The sequence below is a fragment of the Micromonospora sp. WMMC415 genome, from assembly GCF_009707425.1.
GTDB lineage: Bacteria > Actinomycetota > Actinomycetes > Mycobacteriales > Micromonosporaceae > Micromonospora.
Genome location: NZ_CP046104.1, coordinates 3,498,331 through 3,515,131, shown reverse-complemented (window position 1 = coordinate 3,515,131; position 16,801 = coordinate 3,498,331). Strand labels below are relative to the sequence as shown.

General features: G+C 73.7%; 18 protein-coding genes. 7 read left to right on the top strand and 11 right to left on the bottom strand.

Features of this window, described 5'->3' with window-relative positions; all coding sequences use genetic code 11:
- Window positions 1–6: 6 nt before the first annotated feature.
- Genes GKC29_RS16585 through GKC29_RS16545 form a run of 9 tightly spaced genes read right to left on the bottom strand, consistent with a single transcriptional unit; the run spans window position 7 to window position 9,723 of the window.
- Window positions 7–1,245, bottom strand: a complete 1,239-nt coding sequence (locus GKC29_RS16585) for an MlaD family protein (protein ID WP_155331692.1) — start codon at window positions 1,243–1,245, stop codon at window positions 7–9.
- A complete protein-coding gene (locus GKC29_RS16580; protein WP_155331691.1) occupies window positions 1,242–2,639 on the bottom strand; it encodes an MCE family protein in 1,398 nt (465 codons plus the stop codon). The genes GKC29_RS16585 and GKC29_RS16580 overlap by 4 nt, the downstream gene beginning before the upstream one ends.
- A complete protein-coding gene (locus tag GKC29_RS16575) occupies window positions 2,636–3,862 on the bottom strand; it encodes an MCE family protein (RefSeq protein WP_155331690.1) in 1,227 nt (408 codons plus the stop codon). Before GKC29_RS16575 ends, GKC29_RS16580 begins: the two co-directional genes overlap by 4 nt.
- The gene (locus GKC29_RS16570; protein WP_155331689.1) at window positions 3,862–4,845 is read right to left on the bottom strand and encodes an MCE family protein; all 984 of its coding nucleotides are present in this window, start codon (window positions 4,843–4,845) and stop codon (window positions 3,862–3,864) included. Before GKC29_RS16570 ends, GKC29_RS16575 begins: the two co-directional genes overlap by 1 nt.
- Window positions 4,842–5,873 carry an MCE family protein gene (locus tag GKC29_RS16565; protein ID WP_155331688.1) on the bottom strand — a complete coding sequence of 344 codons (1,032 nt, stop codon included), beginning with the start codon at window positions 5,871–5,873 and terminating at the stop codon, window positions 4,842–4,844. Before GKC29_RS16565 ends, GKC29_RS16570 begins: the two co-directional genes overlap by 4 nt.
- Window positions 5,870–7,159, bottom strand: coding sequence for an MCE family protein (locus GKC29_RS16560; RefSeq protein WP_155334182.1), 1,290 nt, complete (start codon window positions 7,157–7,159; stop codon window positions 5,870–5,872). The genes GKC29_RS16565 and GKC29_RS16560 overlap by 4 nt, the downstream gene beginning before the upstream one ends.
- Window positions 7,160–7,161: 2 nt before the next feature.
- Complete coding sequence (locus GKC29_RS16555; protein ID WP_196255924.1) at window positions 7,162–7,956, bottom strand: ABC transporter permease; 795 nt, start codon at window positions 7,954–7,956, stop codon at window positions 7,162–7,164.
- Between the two features lie 10 nt (window positions 7,957–7,966).
- The gene (locus tag GKC29_RS16550) at window positions 7,967–8,734 is read right to left on the bottom strand and encodes an ABC transporter permease (RefSeq protein ID WP_155331686.1); all 768 of its coding nucleotides are present in this window, start codon (window positions 8,732–8,734) and stop codon (window positions 7,967–7,969) included.
- Window positions 8,731–9,723 (bottom strand): ABC transporter ATP-binding protein, encoded by a 993-nt coding sequence (locus GKC29_RS16545; RefSeq protein WP_155331685.1) that lies wholly within the window; start codon window positions 9,721–9,723, stop codon window positions 8,731–8,733. Before GKC29_RS16545 ends, GKC29_RS16550 begins: the two co-directional genes overlap by 4 nt.
- A gap of 161 nt (window positions 9,724–9,884) precedes the next feature.
- Between GKC29_RS16545 and shbA the strand changes: the two genes are divergently transcribed.
- The 4 genes from shbA (at window position 9,885) to GKC29_RS16525 (ending at window position 12,423) form a co-directional block, all read left to right on the top strand.
- Window positions 9,885–10,469 (top strand): RNA polymerase sigma factor ShbA, encoded by a 585-nt coding sequence (shbA, locus tag GKC29_RS16540; RefSeq protein WP_155331684.1) that lies wholly within the window; start codon window positions 9,885–9,887, stop codon window positions 10,467–10,469.
- Window positions 10,466–11,254, top strand: a complete 789-nt coding sequence (locus tag GKC29_RS16535; protein WP_155331683.1) for an anti-sigma-D factor RsdA — start codon at window positions 10,466–10,468, stop codon at window positions 11,252–11,254. The genes shbA and GKC29_RS16535 overlap by 4 nt, the downstream gene beginning before the upstream one ends.
- 330 nt (window positions 11,255–11,584) lie before the next feature.
- Window positions 11,585–12,031, top strand: a complete 447-nt coding sequence (locus GKC29_RS16530; protein WP_155331682.1) for a hypothetical protein — start codon at window positions 11,585–11,587, stop codon at window positions 12,029–12,031.
- 44 nt (window positions 12,032–12,075) lie between these two features.
- Complete coding sequence (locus GKC29_RS16525; RefSeq protein WP_155334181.1) at window positions 12,076–12,423, top strand: hypothetical protein; 348 nt, start codon at window positions 12,076–12,078, stop codon at window positions 12,421–12,423.
- A 50-nt stretch (window positions 12,424–12,473) separates the two neighbouring features.
- Here the strand turns inward: GKC29_RS16525 and rpmJ are convergent, their stop codons facing one another.
- Window positions 12,474–12,596, bottom strand: coding sequence for a 50S ribosomal protein L36 (gene rpmJ / locus GKC29_RS16520; RefSeq protein WP_155331681.1), 123 nt, complete (start codon window positions 12,594–12,596; stop codon window positions 12,474–12,476).
- Window positions 12,597–12,855: 259 nt separating this feature from the next.
- On the opposite strand from rpmJ, the gene GKC29_RS16515 reads away from it, so the two are divergent.
- From GKC29_RS16515 to GKC29_RS16505, 3 genes are all read left to right on the top strand, one after another.
- Window positions 12,856–14,103 carry a glycoside hydrolase family 16 protein gene (locus tag GKC29_RS16515; RefSeq protein WP_155331680.1) on the top strand — a complete coding sequence of 416 codons (1,248 nt, stop codon included), beginning with the start codon at window positions 12,856–12,858 and terminating at the stop codon, window positions 14,101–14,103.
- Window positions 14,104–14,286: 183 nt separating this feature from the next.
- Window positions 14,287–14,622 (top strand): STAS domain-containing protein, encoded by a 336-nt coding sequence (locus tag GKC29_RS16510; RefSeq protein WP_155331679.1) that lies wholly within the window; start codon window positions 14,287–14,289, stop codon window positions 14,620–14,622.
- Window positions 14,619–15,047, top strand: coding sequence for an ATP-binding protein (locus GKC29_RS16505; protein WP_230688652.1), 429 nt, complete (start codon window positions 14,619–14,621; stop codon window positions 15,045–15,047). The genes GKC29_RS16510 and GKC29_RS16505 overlap by 4 nt, the downstream gene beginning before the upstream one ends.
- 6 nt (window positions 15,048–15,053) lie before the next feature.
- Here GKC29_RS16505 and GKC29_RS16500 read toward each other — a convergent pair whose 3' ends face one another.
- Entirely contained in the window at window positions 15,054–16,613 is a 1,560-nt protein-coding gene (locus GKC29_RS16500) for a PP2C family protein-serine/threonine phosphatase (protein WP_155331678.1), read from the bottom strand.
- Window positions 16,614–16,801 lie beyond the last annotated feature (188 nt).

Sequence of the window (16,801 nt, the reverse complement as noted above, 5' to 3'; positions counted from 1 at the left end):
GGTCCGTCACGGGGTCACCCCGGCGAGCAGCAGGTGCTTCCACGACTGGTCCCCCGCCATCCGGTACTGGCCGCCGGCCGCGCCGAACTGCAACGGCCGCCCGTCGCTGCCGAGCACCAGCCCGGTCGCCGGGTCGAATCCCGCCGCGTACGCGGGCGGCGGGGCGGCGGGGGCCGGAGCCGGCCGGCCGCCCGCCCGTGGCGCGTTGGCCGACCCGCGTACGCCCGCCCCGGCCGCCCGGTCCTTCGCGCTGCACTGCCGGCCGCCGTCGCCGTACCGGCAGGGCGGCGGGTCGTTCGCGTTGAGCACCAGGCCGAGGTGGGCGGTGCCGTCGCCCGGCGTGACCGTGAAGCCGCCCGAGACGGTGATCGGGTAGACGACCAGCAGGTGCTCGATGTTCGGCAGCCGTCGGGCGGCGATGCCGTTGACGGTGACGAGGTTTCCGAGCAGCGTGCCGACGGTCGGTTCCAGTCCCCGCAGCAGCGCGGTGACCTCGGTGGCGGCGGGCGGTCCGGCGGCGAGCAGCCGGCGCAGGTCGGGATCGGCGGCCCGGACGGTGGCGGCGAGCGCCGCCAGGTCGGCGGCCCAGCGGCGCAGGGCCTCCGCCGACTCGGCCTGGGTCTGGAGGACGGTCCGGCCGTCGCGGATCAGCGCGAGGGTCTCCGGCAGCGCGGCGGTGGCGTCGGCGAGCAGCGCGTCGCCGGCGTCGAGGAGCCGCGCCAGCGCCGCCTCGTTGCCCTCGAACGCGGTGCCGAGTTCCGTGATCACCACGGCCAGGTCCTCGGGGCCGACCGACCGGACCAGCGCGTCCAGGTTCGTCAGGAGCACCTCGGGCGGCAGCGGCACGCCGGTCCGGTCGGCCGGGATCACCGCCCCGTCGCGCAGGTACGGCCCGCCGTCGCGCTCCGGCCGCAGGTCGACGTACTGCTCTCCGACGGCGGAGCGCTGGGCGACCACCGCACGGAGGTCGTCGGGGATCCGTACGCCGCGGTCGATCCGCAGGTCGGCGCGGACACCGCCGTCGCGCAGCTCGACGGCGGTGACCCGGCCGACGGGAACACCCCGGTAGGTGACCGGTGCGTGGGGGAAGATCCCCCCGGCCCGGACGAGGTCGAGGTGGACGCGGTACCCACCGCCCAGCAGCGTGTCACCGAGCCCGACGTAGCGCAGGCCCACGTAGGCGACGCCGAGCAGGCTGACCACCACGAACGCGAGCACCTTGAGCCGGGTCGACCGTCCGATCACGGCAGCAGCCCCCCTCCGAGGACGTCCGGCAGGTCGCCGACCTGGCCGAGGATCTCGCCGGTGACCGGGAGCAGGCAGTCGGCGGTGAGGACGGTTCCGGCGGGCAGTTCCGTCCCTTCGGGAAACGCCGTTCCGGCCGGCACCAGTCCCTTGGGGAGGACCAGCCCGCCGACGGGCACCGGCGAACCCGGCTTGAGCAGCGTGCAGCCCTCGGGCAGCAGGCACTTCGCCGGCGGGACCCAGATCGCCGGGAAGTTGTCCGGGTCGGGCAGGCACTCGGTCAGGGGCAGGTCGAGGTTCCCCGTGCCGCCGGGCTTCGGCACGGGGACGCCGCCCGGGGGGCGTGGTGCGGCCGGCTGGCCCGGCCGGGCGGCCGGGCGGGCGGGCGGCGGGGCCGCCGCCACCAGGTTGGCCAGGATGCCGGCCGCGTCCAGGTCGGCGGTCACGGCCAGGTTGACGAAGTCCCCGACGATCGCGCCGGTGACGTTCGGCGGGAACGGGTACGACAGCATGAAGTCGAGGGACTTCGGCAGGTCGTCGCCGGCGCGCACCAGCTGTTCCAGGATCGGTTTCAGGGCCTTCAGACTGGCCACGGTGTCCGCGCGGCTGCTCTCGACCACCCGGGTGCCGACCCGCCCGAGGTCGCCGAGCGCGGTGAGGACGCCGGTGAGCTGGGCCCGCTGCTCCTCCAGCACGGTCAGGCCGGGGGCCAGCGAGTCGACTGCGGCACCGATCACCTGCTGCTGGCGGGCCAGCCGGCCGGTCAGCCGGTCGAGCGCCTCGACGGCCCGGACGATGTCGGTCTTCTGCCGCTCCAGGCCGCCGATGAAGGTGTCGAGCTGCCGCAGCGCGTCCCGCACCGCCGGCTCCCGCCCGTCGAGGGCCGTGGCGAGTTCCTGGTTGATGGTGCGCAACTGGGCCAGGCCGCCACCGTTGAGCAGCAGGCCGAGGGCGGCGAGCACCTCCTCGACCTCGACGCCCCGGGTGGTGCGGGACAGCGGGATGACATCGCCGTCGGCGAGGGCACCGGTGGCGGGCGGGCCGGACGGCGGGGCCACCGTCACGTACTTCTCCCCCAGCAGGCTGCTCTGCCGGACGGCGGCGGTGGCGTTGGCCGGGAGTCGGACGTCGGCGTCGAGGCGGAGAACGACCTGCGCGGTCCAGCCGGACAGCGAGATCCTCTCGACGCTGCCCACCGTGACGTCATCCACCTTCACGGCCGCCTGGGGCACCAGGTCCAGCACGTCGCGGAACTCGGCGGTGACGCGGTAGCCGCGGCCGTCGGGCGCTCCGCCGGGCAGCGGCAGTTCGGTCACCTCGGGCAACCCGCAGCCGGCGGGCAGCAGTGCCACGGCCAGGGTGGCGGCCAGGGTGCGGCGCATCCGGCGGGTCATGCCGGCCCCCGCAGGATGCCGCCGAGGGTGAGGTCGGGGCCGCCCGGCGCGGGCGACGGCACCGCCGCGCCGGGCGCCACCGGTGAGGGTGTGGCCGGTGGCGCCGGGCGGGTCGCGCCGGGCGGCAGCTTGAGCAGCTTCCGGAGCTGGTCGGTCATCGGAAGCTTGCGGGCGTGCAGGGTCTGCGCGAGGGCGGTGCACGTCGCGGGCACCGTCGCGGGTGTCTGGTCGACCAGGAGGGAACAGACGAAGCTGGCGGGATCGTAGGGACCGAGGACGTTGTCCCGGGTGTCCAGCGTTCCGGACCGGGGGTTGTAGGCCAGCGCCAGGTTGTTCAGCGCGAGCGGGGCGACGTCGAGGATGTCGATGACGGCCTGCTGTTGGCGGACCAGCACGCCGGTGACGTCCGCCAGGGCGGCGACGTCGGCGGTCAGCAGGTCGCGGTTCTGCCGGACGAAGGTGGTGACGTCGGCGAGGGCGGTGGCCAGGTTGCGCAACGCGGCGGCGAGCTCGTCCCGCTCGCCGGCCAGTTGCGCGGCCACCTCGGCCAGTTGCCGGTTGAACGCCCGGACCTGCTGGTCGCTGCGGGCCAGGGCGGTGGTGAAGCGTTGCAGGTTGGCCACCGAGCCGAAGAGGTCCTGCCGCCCGTCGGCGAGCGTGGTCAACGCCTGGGAGAGCCCGTCGAGGGTGTCGTGCAGCTCGTCGCCGTTGCCCTCCAGGTTGGCACGGCCGGTGGCGACGAGATCGGACAGGGCGCCGTCGGCGTTGGCGCCCCGCGGACCGAGCGCACGGTTGAAGTCGTCGAGCGCCCGGTAGATGTCGTCGATCTCCATCGGGGTGGCGGTGCGCTCGACGGGTATCTCGGCGCCGTCGGCGAGCACGGCGCCGCCGGCGTACGCGGGGGTGAGCTGCACGTAGCGGTCGCTGACCACGCTGGGCGGCACGACCACGGCCTGCGCGCCGGCCGGCACCTGCACCTCCCGGTCGTAGCGCATGGTCACCCGGACCGTGCGGCCCTGCGGTCGCACCTCGACCACCTCGCCGACGCGGACGCCGAGCACCCGCACGTCGGAACCCGGGTGCACGCCGACCGTGCCGGTGAACTGGGCGACGAGCCGGCGGGGCGGCGTACCGGGACGCAGCACCGCGACGGCGGCGGCCACGGTGACCAGCACGGTCGCGGCGGCGACCGGCCGGCGCCAGCGGCGTACGGTGTCGGGCATCAGCGTCCTCCCGTCGTGGGCTGGAACGGCTGGACGAGCCCCTGCACGTACGAGTCGAACCACCGTCCGTTGCCGACCACGTTGGCGAAGGCGCTGACGAACGGCGCCATCCGCTGGACGGTCAGTTCGAGGTCGTCCCGGTTGCGTTGCAGGATGGCGACCACGTCCCGCAGCTGGCGCAGGGCCGGACCGAGCTGGGCCTGGTTGTCGGCGACCAGACCGGACAGCTGGGTGGCCAGGTCGTTGGTGCCGACGAGCAGCTCGTGGATGGCGTCCCGGCGGCGCCGCACCTCCGCCAGGAGCGCCTCGCCGTCGGTGACCAGCGCGCGGAACTCCTCGTCCCGGGTCGCGAGCACGTCGGTGACCGTCCGGGCGCGGGCCAGCAGCGAGCGCAGTTCGGCGTCGCGGTCGGCGACGGTACGGGAGAGCCGGGACAGCCCGACCAGCGAGGCGTTGACCGTGCCGGGGGTGTCGGCGAACGTCTCCGACAGGGTGGCGAAGGCGGCGGCGAGCTGGTCAGTGTCGATCGTGTCGAGGGTGTCGGCGAGGCCGGTGACGGCCTGCACCACGTCGAACGGCGCGGCGGTGCGCTCGAGGGGGATCTGCGCGCCCTCGGGCAGCCGTCCCCCGCCGTCGGGCGCCAGCGCCAGGTACTTCTGCCCCAGCACCGTCTTGATCCGGATCGTCGCCGCGGTCCGGTCGCCGAGGCGTACGCCGTCGTCGTCGACACGGAAGCGGACCCGCACGTACGGGCGGGTGTCCCGGGCCAGTTCCACGGCGGTGACCTTGCCGACGCGCACGCCGGCGACGCGGACCTCGTTGCCCACCGCCAGCCCACTGGCGTCGGTGAACGCCGCCTGGTAGGCGCGCCCGGTCAGCGCCGCGAGCCGGTCCAGCTGGAAGGCGCCGAGCAGGGTGGCGCCGACCAACGCGAGGCCGACGGCGCCCACGGCGACGGGATTGCGTTCCCGGAACGGTCTCATCGGCTGCCTCCGGTCGCGCACCGGGCGGCCGGGGCGCTGAACGTCACGGGATTCAGGGTCTGCCCGCCGGCCGTGACCCGGCCGTCGAAGTCACAGAGGTAGAAGTTGAACCACGACCCGTACGAGGCGACCCGGGTCAGCGACTGGTACCGGTCGGGGAGCCGGCCGAGGGTGCCGTCGATGACGGCCGCGTTGCGGTTGAGGGTGCCGGCGAGCGTGTCGAGGGCCCGGATGTCGGCCGCCAGGGGTGGTCGCGCGTCCTCCAGCAGCGCCGACGTGGCGGTGGTGAGGTCGCCGATGCTGACCAGCGCCTCGCCGATCGCGGTCCGGTCGGCCGACAGTCCCGAGACGAACTGCTGCAGCTGCCGGATCGCCTGGTCGAGTTCGCGGTCGCGGGTGGCGAGGGTGCCGAGGACGGTGTTGAGGTTGGTGACGACCCGGCCGATGACGGCGTCCCGGTCGGCGAGCGTGTTGGTCAGCGACGCGGTGCGGTCCAGCAGGCTCGTGACGGTGCCGCCCTCCCCCTGGAGCACCTGGATGATCTCGTGGGCGAGCTTGTTGACGTCCTGCGGGTCGAGCGCGGTGAACAGTGGACGGAACCCGTTGAACAGCACGGTCAGGTCCAGCGCGGGAGTGGTCTGCCCGATCGGGATGAGCCCGCCGGGTCGCAGCGGCCGGCGGTCGCCGGGGCCCTCGGTCAGCGCCAGGTAGCGCTGGCCGACCAGGTTGCGGTAGCGGATCTTGGCGCGGACGCCGGTGGCCAGCGGAACGTCGTCGCGGACGGTGAAGGACACCTCGGCGACGGTGTTGTCGACCACCCGGATGCCGCGGACCTGTCCGACCCGGACGCCCGCGATACGCACGTCGTCGCCGGGCAGCAGCCCGGTGGCGTCGGTGAACCGGGCGCGGTAGGTGGGGCCGCCGGCCGGGAACGCGCCGAGGGTCTGCGCGAGCAGGGCGGTGAGCAGCAGCGTCACGGCGGCGAAGAGGCTCAGCTTGAGCAGCGAGGCGGTGGTCTTCCCGGTCATCGCGTGTTCACCACCGCGCCGCGCAGCAGCGGACCCCACAGCAGGACCGCGATGTCGGGCACCTCCACCGGCGGGGTGCCGGTGACGGCGCCGACGATGGGGCCGACGAGGTCCTGCTCCTCCGTCGTGCCGGCGCGTCCCATCTCGACCGGAGCGGCCGGGGCGGCGGCGCCCGAAGCCGGTACGCCGACCGGCAGGAGCGGGCGGGGACGGTCGCCGGAGTAGTCGTACCCGTCGTCGATCGGCACCTCGGGGGCGGGCGTCCCCGGTCGGGGCAGCCCGTGGCAGTCCGGTCCGCCGCCGGCGCCGTAGACCGGCTCGTCGCGCCCGCGCTCGTACTTGCCGCCGTCCCGGGTGACCTCCAGGGTGATGCGCATCCGCCCGCCCGCGAACACCTCCTCGACCCGCGGTTGCAGGGCGACCAGCCCTCGCATCAGGCACGGGTACTCGGGGGCGTATGCGGCGAGCAGTTCCAGGACCGGCCGGCTGACCTGGCCGAGCCGGATGAGCTGGTCGCCGTGCCGGTCGAGGAACCCCCGGGTGACGTCGGCGGTGCCGGTGGTCCCGGCCAGGAACGCCGCGAGCTGGCCGCGCTGGTCGGTGACGGTACGGGCGGTGACGGTCACGTCCCGCAGCAGCGCCAGCAGGTCGGGCAGCGCCGCGTCGTACCCGTCGAGGACGACGGCGAGCGTCCGGATGTCCTCCTCGATGGTGGGCAGGGCGGGGTTGAGCTGCTTCAGGTAGGCGGCGAGCCGGTCGAGGTTCGCGCCGAGCTGCTCGCCGCGGCCGTCGAGGGCGGCGGCCAGCGCGCCGAGCGTCACGGCCAGCTGGTCGGGGCGGACGGCCTGGAGCAGGGGCAGCGCCTCGTCGAGGACCCGTTCCAGCTCGACGGCGGTACGGCTGCGGTCCTGGGTGATGACGGCGCCGTCGCGGATCGGTCCGGCGCTGGTCGCCTCGGGCGGAACCAGCTCGACGTACCGCTCGCCGAAGAGCGTCTTCGGCAGCAGGCGGGCGGTCACGTCGGCGGGGATCCGCCGGGTCAGGGCCGGGTCGAGCGCCAACCGCAGGGTGGCCCCGCCGCCGTCGCTGCGCACGGAACGCACGTCGCCGACGACGACGCCGCGTACCTTGACGTCGGCGCCGTCGCTGAGCTGCAACCCGGCGCGGTCGGTGTGCAGGGTGACCCAGGCGACCGGCGTGAAGGCCCGGTGGTAGTGGAGGACGGAGGCGGTCAGCGCCGCGGTCAGCACGGCGATGAAGACGACGCCGAGGATGCGATTCTTCATGGTCACCCCGCGATCCGGACGGTGGTGGTCGCGCCCCAGATGGCCAGCGACAGGAAGAAGTCCACGATGTTGACGGCCACGATGGCCAGGCGGACGGCGCGGCCGACGGCGATGCCCACGCCGGCCGGCCCGCCGCTGGCGGTGTAGCCGTAGTAGCAGTGGACCAGGACGACGATCACGCTGAAGACCAGCACCTTGCCGAAGGACCACAGCACGTCCCCGGGCGGCAGGAACAGGTGGAAGTAGTAGTCGTACGTGCCGGCCGACTGCCCGAAGTAGGACACCGCGATGGTCCGGGTGGCGAGGTAGCTGGAGAGCAGCCCGATCACGTACAGCGGGACGACCGCGATGAACCCGGCGATCATCCGGGTGGTGACCAGGAACGGCAGCGAGGGCACCGCCATCACCTCCAGCGCGTCGACCTCCTCGGAGATGCGCATCGCGCCGAGCTGTGCGGTGAACCCGCAGCCCACCGTCGCCGACAGGGCCAGCGCCGCCACCAGGGGCGAGATCTCCCGGGTGTTGAAGTACGCGGAAATGAAGCCGGTGAAGGCGCTGCTGCCGATCTGGTTGAGCGCCTGGTAGCCCTGGAGTCCCACCTCGGTGCCGGTGAAGAAGGTGAGGAAGCAGATGACGCCCACCGTCCCACCGAGCACCGCCAGCGCCCCGGTACCGAAGCTGACCTCGGCGAGGAGGCGGACGACCTCCCGCTTGTACCGGCGTACGGTGCGCGGCGTCCAGGCGAACGCCCGCACGTAGAAGGCGAGCTGCCCGCCGAGGTCGTCGAGGTGTCGCAGCGCCGGCACGTCAGCTCCCCTTCTGCGGTACGACCTGGAAGTACACGGCGGTGACCACGAAGTTCAGGGCGAACAGCGCCATGAACGTGAGCACGACGCTCTGGTTCACCGCGTCGCCGACGCCCTTCGGGCCGCCCTTGGCGGTCATTCCCTTGTAGGAGGCGATCAGCGCGGCGGCGGCGCCGAACAGCAGCGCCTTCACCTCGCCCACCAGCAGGTCGGGCAGTTGTCCGAGGGCCTGGAAGCTGGCCAGGTACGCGCCCGGCGTGCCGCCCTGCATGACCACGTTGAACAGGTAGCCGCCGCTGACCCCGACGACGCTGACCAGGCCGTTGAGCAGCACGGCCACCAGCATCGAGGCGAGCACGCGCGGCACCACCAGCCGGTGGATCGGGTCGATGCCGAGCACCTGCATCGCGTCGAGCTCCTCCCGGATGCGGCGGGAGCCGAGGTCGGCGCAGATCGCGGAGCCACCGGCGCCGGCGATCACCAGCGCGGTCACGATCGGCCCGGCCTCGCGGACGACGGCCAGGACCGACGCGGCGCCGGTGAAGGACTGCGCGCCGAGCTGGCGTACCAGGGAGCCGAGCTGGAGCGCGATCACCGCGCCGAACGGGATCGAGACGAGCGCCGCCGGCAGGATCGACACCGAGCTGATGAACCAGGCCTGCTGGACGAACTCGCGGACCTGCACGGGTCGCCGGCCCAGTCCCCGGAGGGTGTCCAGGCAGAAGGCGAAGAAGTGGCCGGTCTCGCGCAGGACCGCCGTGCCGCTCATCCGGGCGCCCCGTCGCGGGTGAGGACCGGCGGTTCGAGGCTCGGCCGGCCGTCCGGCCCGGCGAAGGAGCCGGGCGGCGGGACGACACCGTGGTCGCGGCACCACTGGCCGGGTGGTCGTTCGGCTCGCCGCCGCCGCCCGTCGGACGGTTGGAGCTGCGGCGGGATGGGTGGCAGCGGCGGCAGCTCGGCACCGGCCTGCGCCTCGGCCCGCAACTCCTCGGCGTCCTTCTCCTCGGCCATGCCGATCGGGCCGATCCGCTGGGCGTTGAGGAACTGCCGCACCACCGGCTCGGTGCTGGACAGCAGCATCTCCCGGGGCCCGAACATGGCCAGGTGACCGTGGTAGATCAGGCCGATGTTGTCCGGGACCGTCCGGGCGGTGTTGATGTCGTGGGTGACGATCAGGAACGTCGCCTCGGTCCGCTGGTTGAGGTCGATGATGAGCTGGTTCAGGTAGGCGGTGCGGACCGGGTCGAGCCCGGAGTCGGGTTCGTCGAAGAGCACGATCTGCGGGTCGAGGACGAGCGCCCGGGCCAGCCCGGCCCGCTTGCGCATCCCGCCGGAGATCTCCCCCGGCAGCTTCTTCTCGGCGCCGACCAGGCCCACCATGTCGAGCTTCTCGGTGACCACCGTCCGGATCTCCGACTCCGACCGGCGGGTGTGCTCGCGCAGCGGGAAGGCCACGTTGTCGTAGATGGTCATCGAGCCGAACAGCGCGCCGTCCTGGAACAGGACGCCGAACAGCTTCCGCACCTCGTACAGCTCGCGCTCCGGCAGCCGGGGCAGGTTGCGGCCCTCGATCAGGATGTCCCCCCGGTCGGGCCGGAGCAGCCCCACCAGGGTCTTGAGGAACACCGACTTCCCGGTGCCGGACGGGCCGAGCAGCACCGAGATCTCGCCGGCCGGCAGGGTCAGGCTGATGTCCGACCAGACCGGCTGACCACCGAAGGACTTCGTCAGTCCCCGTACGGCCACTTCGACGCCCACGTCGCCTCCCCACCTCGCTACTGGAGACATCGCGGCCGTCGGCCCGAACGCAACAACTACTTTGCGCAGCCATGCGGCCACCCTGGTCGGGCTAGGCAAACCGGGCCGGGCTCGATAGCGTGCCGGTTAACTCGCCGGTAACAGAGGTGTCTTCCAATCCGATGACGACGACGACCGAGCCCGAGGCCGAACTCGTCCGCCGGGCGGCCCGCCGTGACAGCGCCGCCGTCGCGGCGTTGCTCGCCGGCCTCCGCCCGGGGCTGGTGCGCTACTGCCGGGCCCGGCTGGGCCGCATCGGCGGGGCGTACACCACCGCGGACGACGTCGCCCAGGAGATCTGCCTCGCGGTGCTGCGGGCCCTGCCGAACTACCGGGATCAGGGGCGGCCGTTCTCGGCGTTCGTCTACGCCATCGCCGCGCACAAGGTCGCCGACGCCCACCGCGCCGCCGTACGCGCCGCCACCGTCACGGCCGACGACGCGCCACCGGAGCACCCGGACGCGGATCCGGGCCCGGAGCAGCGGGCGGTCGCCACCGACCTGGCCCGCCGGTTGTCCGAGCTGCTCGACCGGCTGCCCGAGATGCAGCGCGAGATCGTCCTCCTCCGGGTCGCGGTCGGGCTCTCCGCCGACGAGGTGGGCACGATCGTCGGGATGACGGCGGCGGCGGTACGGATGGCCCAGTCCCGGGCGCTGGCCCGCCTCCGTACCCTGGCAGGCGACGCGTTTGGCGAGGTGGCGGCATGAGCGGGCGGACGCCGGAGAGCGGCGGCGAGATCGACCTGGCGGCGATCGCCCGGGACGACGAGCTGCTCGACGCGCTCGGCCGCGGTGACCCGGCGCCGGAGGGGGACGACCTCGCCACCATGCTGGCCGCCTGGCGTGACGACCTCGGCGACGCGGTCGACGAGCAGCCGGTCCGCCCCGCGGTGCCCGCGCTCCCGCCGGCGTCGCCCCGACGGGTACGGCTCGGACGGCCGCTCGTCCGGGTCGCGGCCGCCGCCGTCGTGCTCGCCGGCGTCGTCACCGGGCTCGGGATCGGCAGCCGCGAGGCGGGGCCGAGCAGTCCGTTGTGGGCGCTGACCCAGGTGCTGCACCCGGAGCGGGCCGAGGTCCGGCTGATCGAGGACACGATCCGGCAGGCCCGGTCCGCCCTCGCCGCCGGCCGCCCGGACGAGGCACGGAACCTGCTCGACGAGGCACGGCGGCGCCTCGCGTCGGTCGACGACCCGTCCACCGCCCGCCGCCTCGCCGCGGAGATCGACGCGCTGCGCCCCGCGCCGGCCGGCACGGTGCCGACGCCCGCGGCCCCCGGCCCGTCGCCCACGCCGACCACGACGTCGCCGTCGCCCCCGGGCGGCACCGGACCGCAGGCACCGACGTCGACGCCGCCGCCGTCGCCACGGCCGTCCTCGTCGCCGCTGGTCGTGGTGCCGTTGCCCGAACTGCCGGTCCTGCCGGACCTGAGCTCGGATCCGGCCGAATCGTCGCTGCCCGGGCTGCCGCTGCCCACCCTGGACCTCCTCGGTTAGGGCCGGGGGTCGACGTCCTCGGTCGAGGGCCTCGACAACCGACCCTGGGCCCCTCCACATCGCACGCACCGCACCCGTCCATCATCGACGCTCCGTGACGGTCAGCGACGTGGCGCAACCCCGGCCGACGGCGCCGGCGGCGGCCTGCTCGCCCCCGCCAGAACGCTCTTGACCTGCGCATTGTCGGGTCTTGACACTTGGTGGCCACGCGTGCGGGTGATATGACTTGAGTACCGGCCACCAACGACGCGAGCCGTCACATCCCGTTACCGCGCGAGCCGACCCTTCGGAGCAGGCCGGGCGGCGGCGGATCCGGCGGGAGGAGCCGCGGTGCCGAAGATGCGGATCTGGCGTAACCGACAACCGTTCCAGAACGCGGTCGTCGTCACCGCTCCCGTGTGCGGCGTCCTGATGATCACCCTGGAGGTCCGCCCACCGTCGGTGGAGGTGGCCATGCCGGGGCCGGTTCGCCTGGGCTGGGAGCTCGGGCTGGTCGTGGCCGGGCTGGTCGGGCTCGCCGGGCTGCTGTGGCCGGGCCGGTGTTCCACCGCTCTGGGCATCGAACTGGCGTCGATGCTGATGCTCGGCACCCTCGCGGGCATGTACGCGGTCTCGCTGGCGGCGTTCTCCGGCCGGATGGCCGTCGCGGCCGCGTCGTTCGTCACCGCGGTGGCGATCGGGTCGTGGTGGCGGTCGGCGGAGATCGTGCGTGACCTCCGTGTCCTGGCCCGGCCGCGGCAACCTTATCCCGGCAACACCTTCGGCAGGCTCCCGTGACACCCTCACCCGCGACCAACGCCGCTCCCCACTGGGTGCAGATCGTGCTGTCGGTCCTCGGCGTCCTCGGTGGTGCCGGCGGCCTGGCCGCCATCGCCGCCGTGATGGTGCAGCGCGGCAAGTTCCGGGCCGAGGCGGCGGACATGCTCACCGACACCGCCCTGACGCTGGTGCAGCCGATGCGCGCGCGGGTGACCGAACTGGAGGCGGAGGCACAGTCCGCACGGGAACTGCTGCGGGCGTCCGACGAACGGGCCCGCCGGCTCCAGCTGACGGTGGCCGAACTCCGCGCGATGCTCGACCGCTGGTACGCGCTGATCTTCGCGCCGGACGCGACCATCCGTGCCATCCGGTACGCGGTCCGCGAGGACCGGCGCAAGCTCGACCGGTAGCGACGGCCCGGCGGACGGCACCGCCGGCGCGGGTGTCGTGGCGGCGCGGCTCAGCCCTGTCGGGCCTTCTGTCGCGGATCGGCCTTGTTGATGACGTAGACCCGACCGCGACGGCGCACCACGATCGAGTTCATCTTCCTCGTCAACGAACGCAGCGAGCTGCGGACCTTCATCGTGGTCCACCCCTTCCCGGCGGCTGCCGACACTCCGGCCGCGTGGCGTGCTGCGGCCGCTCGACGCGTACCCGGAGCCGAATCGGCCATGCGTCCCGGACGCCGGCCGGACATGCATTGGTAACAGTCTTGACAGATGTTTCGGGCATCGACAGACTTCGCTCAGGAGAGCGCTCTCAGGCCCCTCTCCACGGTGACGGCGCGCCGCGGTGGAGGCCCGTGCACAGACCGACGTCCACCACCGACCACGGAGATCCCCATGCGCAGAGCCCGTCCCCTCGGGCGGCGACTGCTCGTCGCCGCCGTCGCCGCCGTCACACTCGCCGCGTCCCTCGTCCTGCCCGCGCCCGCCGGCCCGGCCACAGCCGCCATCGGCGGGATCACCTGGCAGGACGAGTTCAACGCCCCCGCCGGCACGCCGGTCGACCAGAGCCGGTGGCGGTTCGACATCGGCGGCCACGGCTGGGGCAACAACGAACGGCAGTACTACACCAACAGCACCAGCAACGCCGTGCACGACGGCCAGGGCAACCTCGTCATCACGGCACGCCGCGAGAACCCGGCCAACTACCAGTGCCACTACGGCCGGTGCGAGTACACCTCCGCCCGGCTGCTCACCGCCGCCACGTTCACCCAGGCGTACGGCCGCTTCGAGGCCCACATCAAAGTCCCGCGCGGGCAGGGCATCTGGCCCGCGTTCTGGATGCTCGGCAACGACATGGGCAGCGTCGGCTGGCCGGCCGCCGGCGAGATCGACATCATGGAGAACATCGGCCGGGAGCCGAACACGGTCTACGGCACCATCCACGGCCCGGGGTACTCCGGCGGTGGGGGCATCACCGGCAGCCGCACCATCGGCCAGCCGCTGGCCGACGCCTTCCACACCTACCGGGTGGACTGGGAGCCCAACTCGATCATCTGGTACCTCGACGGCGTCGAGTACCACCGCGTCGACCCGAGCCGGCTCGGGGGTAACCGGTGGGTGTTCGACCACCCGTTCTTCATGATCCTGAACGTGGCGGTCGGCGGAAACTGGCCCGGCTACCCGGACGCCTCGACCCAGTTCCCGCAGCAGATGCTCGTCGACTACGTCCGCGTCTCGGGCTACACCTCGGGCGGCGGCACCACCACGCGCATCCGTGGCCAGCACAGCGGCCGCTGCGTCGACATTCCCGGCGCGAACCCGGTCGAGGGCGCCAAGCTGCAGATCTGGGACTGCAACACCACCGCCGCCCAGGCGTGGACGTTCGCCACCGACGGCACGGTGCGGGCCATGGGCAAGTGCATGGACCCGGCGTGGGCCGGCACGGCGAACGGTACCGAGGTCAACCTGGTCAGCTGCAACGGAAACCCGGCGCAACGGTTCACCCTCAACGGCTCGGGCGACCTCGTCAACCTCAGCTCCAACCGGTGCGTGGACGTCCGGGACTGGGTCAGCGCCAACGGCGGCCGGCTCCAGTTGTGGGACTGCACCGGCGGCGCCAACCAGAAGTGGTCCCGCGCCTGACCGGGACGGTGATCGGGCCCTCCGCGCGCGGAGGGCCCGATCCGTCGCGCCACCGGGCGGCCGGCAGGTCGTGAAGCGGACAGTTCCTGACCAGCGGTCGCCGCGGGCCGCAACGGCGCGCCGGTGAATGACATCATGTCCCCGAACGGCCACGGTCGCCGTTCAGGGAGGGCGAGCTGCCGCATGGCGCGTTTCGAGGCGACGACGTCCAGCGACGCCGGGCGTGTCACGGTGTGGTTGTCCGGCGAGTGCGACCTCGCCGTCCGCGAGCGGTTGACGTCCGTGCTGCTGGCGGCGGTGGCCGACAGCCCCGTCGTGGTGGTCGACGCGGCCGGCCTGGACTTCCTCGACTCCAGCGGCGTGCACGGCCTGGTCACCGCCCACCACGCGGCACTCGCCGCCGGCGGCCGGCTGTACGTGGTCAACGCCGTCGGCGGTGTCGCGCGCGTCCTGGACCTCACCGGGGTGGGCGAGCTGCTGCGCCAACCGGCGGACGATCACGGTTCGGAGCAGCGGTGACCAGCGGCCGACCGGCGCGCGACGCCGCCCACCACCAGCTCGCGGCACCCTCGCCCCCGGCCGAGTCGATGCCGTACGCCCGACCGGAGGACCTGGCGGCCGTACGCGCGTTCGTCCGCGCCCGGGCGCTCGCCGGCGGCCTCTCCCCCACCCGGGTCGACCTGCTCGGGCTGGCGGTCAGCGAGCTGGCGACGAATACGTTGCAGCACACCGAGGGCGGTGGCCTGGTACGCGTGTGGACGGCGGCCGACGACGTGGTCTGCGACGTCGTGGACCGGGGCGGCCTGCGCAGCGTCGCCGGGGAGATGCCCGCGGCCGACGCCATCCGGGGGCGGGGCCTGGCGATCGTCGCCCGCATCTGCGACGAGGTGACCGTCTCGGCGAGTCCGGAGGGCACCCTGGTACGCGTCCGCTTCCGCCGGTGACGACGGTCAGGGCAGCACGCGGACGGCCAGGGTGCAGGTGTCGTCGTCGGGGCTGGGCCGGTGCAGCACCTCGCGCAGCCGCGGCAGGGTTTGCGGGCCCGGCTCCCGGGACACGGCCGACAGCCCCCTGAGCACCGGGGCGAGCAGGTCCGGATTGTCGCCCACCCGGCGCTCGACGAGCCCGTCGGTGTAGAACAGCAGCAGGTCGTCACCGCGCAACCGGACGGTGGCCACCGGGTAGGCGGCGCCCGCGTCCGCCCCGAGCAGCAGCCCGGCCGGCCGGTCCAGTTCGCTCGTCGCCCCGGCCCGGGACAGCAGCGGAGCCATGTGACCCGCCCGCGCCCAGGACAGCGTACGGCTCGCCGGGGCGTACAGTCCGACCACGGCGGTGCCGGTGACGGCCAGCTGACCGCAGAGCCGGTTCATGTGACCGAGCAGCACCCCGGGGTCGCGGATGCCGATCGACAGCCAGGCCACCAGCGCGTACCGCAGGTGGGCCATGCCGCTGGCCGCGTCCAGGCCGTGCCCCGCGACGTCGCCCACCGCCAGCGCGACCAGCCCGTCCGGCAGGGTCTGCGCGTGGTACCAGTCGCCACCCACCCGGACGGCGCTCTCCGCCGGCAGGTAACCGACGAGCACCTCCAGCCCGGCGAGCGGGAACGGCTCGCGGGGTACGGGTTGGATGAGATTCTGCAACTGTCCGGCGAGGCGATGCTCCGCCAGCGCGGTCATCTCCCGGCTGCGCAACTGGTCGCTGAGCCGCTCGATGGCGGTCTGCGAGTCCACCCGGGCCGTCACGTCCTGCACCACGGCGTAGACCTTCACCGGGGCGCGGCCGGCGTCGCGCGCCACGTCGGACAGGATCCGCAGGTGCTTCACCGTGTCGCCGGTGTGGAACCGGACGGTGACGTCCGAGGCCACGCCGCTGTCCATCGTCTGCCAGGCCGCCTCCCGCAGCCCCACGTCCTCGGCGACGACGGCGGCCGCCTGCTCGGCCCGGGACATCGGCCCCAGAGCCGGGTCCCGGTCGAAGATCCGGTACATGCCCGGCGACCATTCGCTGAGGCCGGTCACCAGGTCGTACTCGGCCCAGCCCAGGCTGCCCAGGAGCTCCGTACGCTCCAGCCGGCGCCGGGACTCGTCGAGGCGCTGCCACCACACCAGCAGTCCACCCAGGACCCGGTGCACGCTGACGTCGAACATCGAGTCGGCGACCACACCGGCCTGCCGGCCCTCGTACCGGAAGCCGGGCAGGCGGTCCGGCACGCCGGTGGCCAGAACCTGGAGGTACGCCTTCCACAGCGGTCCGCCGACCATCGTGGGATACAGCTCGCTGAGCAGCGACCCCACCCGGCCGGCGCCCCGGCCGTAGACGTCGCGCGCCTTGTCACTGGTCGCCGCGATCCGGAAGTCGACGACCTGGTCGTCGGGCCCCGCCACCGGCAGCAGCCACGTGCAGCCGGCGGGGATCGCCGCCAGCACCTGCCGGACGGCCGCCACGATCGGCTCGTCCAGCGACGGCGGCGCCACCCCGGTGGGTCCGGTCCGCAGGGCATCGTCTGCCATGCGCGCAGCCTAACCACTCCCCGCGCCGGCCAGTGGGCGCGCCGTTCCGGGGGGCGACCGCGACGGGTCAGACGGCGCGCGGAAGCCACCATTCCCACACCGGCGGGAACCGCACGATCCGGTCGTCGTCCGCCCCCGAACGCCGCCGCGCCGTCACCGGGACACCCCGCCCGCAGACGGCGCGGGGG

What these genes read in the sequence shown, in the direction of transcription:
- GKC29_RS16580 (WP_155331691.1), bottom strand. Translation starts at nt 2,639, where the DNA reads ATGACCCGCCGGATGCGCCGCACCCTGGCCGCCACCCTGGCCGTGGCA.
- GKC29_RS16575 (WP_155331690.1), bottom strand. Translation starts at nt 3,862, where the DNA reads ATGCCCGACACCGTACGCCGCTGGCGCCGGCCGGTCGCCGCCGCGACC.
- GKC29_RS16570 (WP_155331689.1), bottom strand. Translation starts at nt 4,845, where the DNA reads ATGAGACCGTTCCGGGAACGCAATCCCGTCGCCGTGGGCGCCGTCGGC.
- GKC29_RS16565 (WP_155331688.1), bottom strand. Translation starts at nt 5,873, where the DNA reads ATGACCGGGAAGACCACCGCCTCGCTGCTCAAGCTGAGCCTCTTCGCC.
- GKC29_RS16560 (WP_155334182.1), bottom strand. Translation starts at nt 7,159, where the DNA reads ATGAAGAATCGCATCCTCGGCGTCGTCTTCATCGCCGTGCTGACCGCG.
- GKC29_RS16550 (WP_155331686.1), bottom strand. Translation starts at nt 8,734, where the DNA reads ATGAGCGGCACGGCGGTCCTGCGCGAGACCGGCCACTTCTTCGCCTTC.
- shbA (WP_155331684.1), top strand. Translation starts at nt 9,885, where the DNA reads ATGACGACGACGACCGAGCCCGAGGCCGAACTCGTCCGCCGGGCGGCC.
- GKC29_RS16535 (WP_155331683.1), top strand. Translation starts at nt 10,466, where the DNA reads ATGAGCGGGCGGACGCCGGAGAGCGGCGGCGAGATCGACCTGGCGGCG.
- rpmJ (WP_155331681.1), bottom strand. Translation starts at nt 12,596, where the DNA reads ATGAAGGTCCGCAGCTCGCTGCGTTCGTTGACGAGGAAGATGAACTCG.
- GKC29_RS16515 (WP_155331680.1), top strand. Translation starts at nt 12,856, where the DNA reads ATGCGCAGAGCCCGTCCCCTCGGGCGGCGACTGCTCGTCGCCGCCGTC.
- GKC29_RS16510 (WP_155331679.1), top strand. Translation starts at nt 14,287, where the DNA reads ATGGCGCGTTTCGAGGCGACGACGTCCAGCGACGCCGGGCGTGTCACG.
- GKC29_RS16500 (WP_155331678.1), bottom strand. Translation starts at nt 16,613, where the DNA reads ATGGCAGACGATGCCCTGCGGACCGGACCCACCGGGGTGGCGCCGCCG.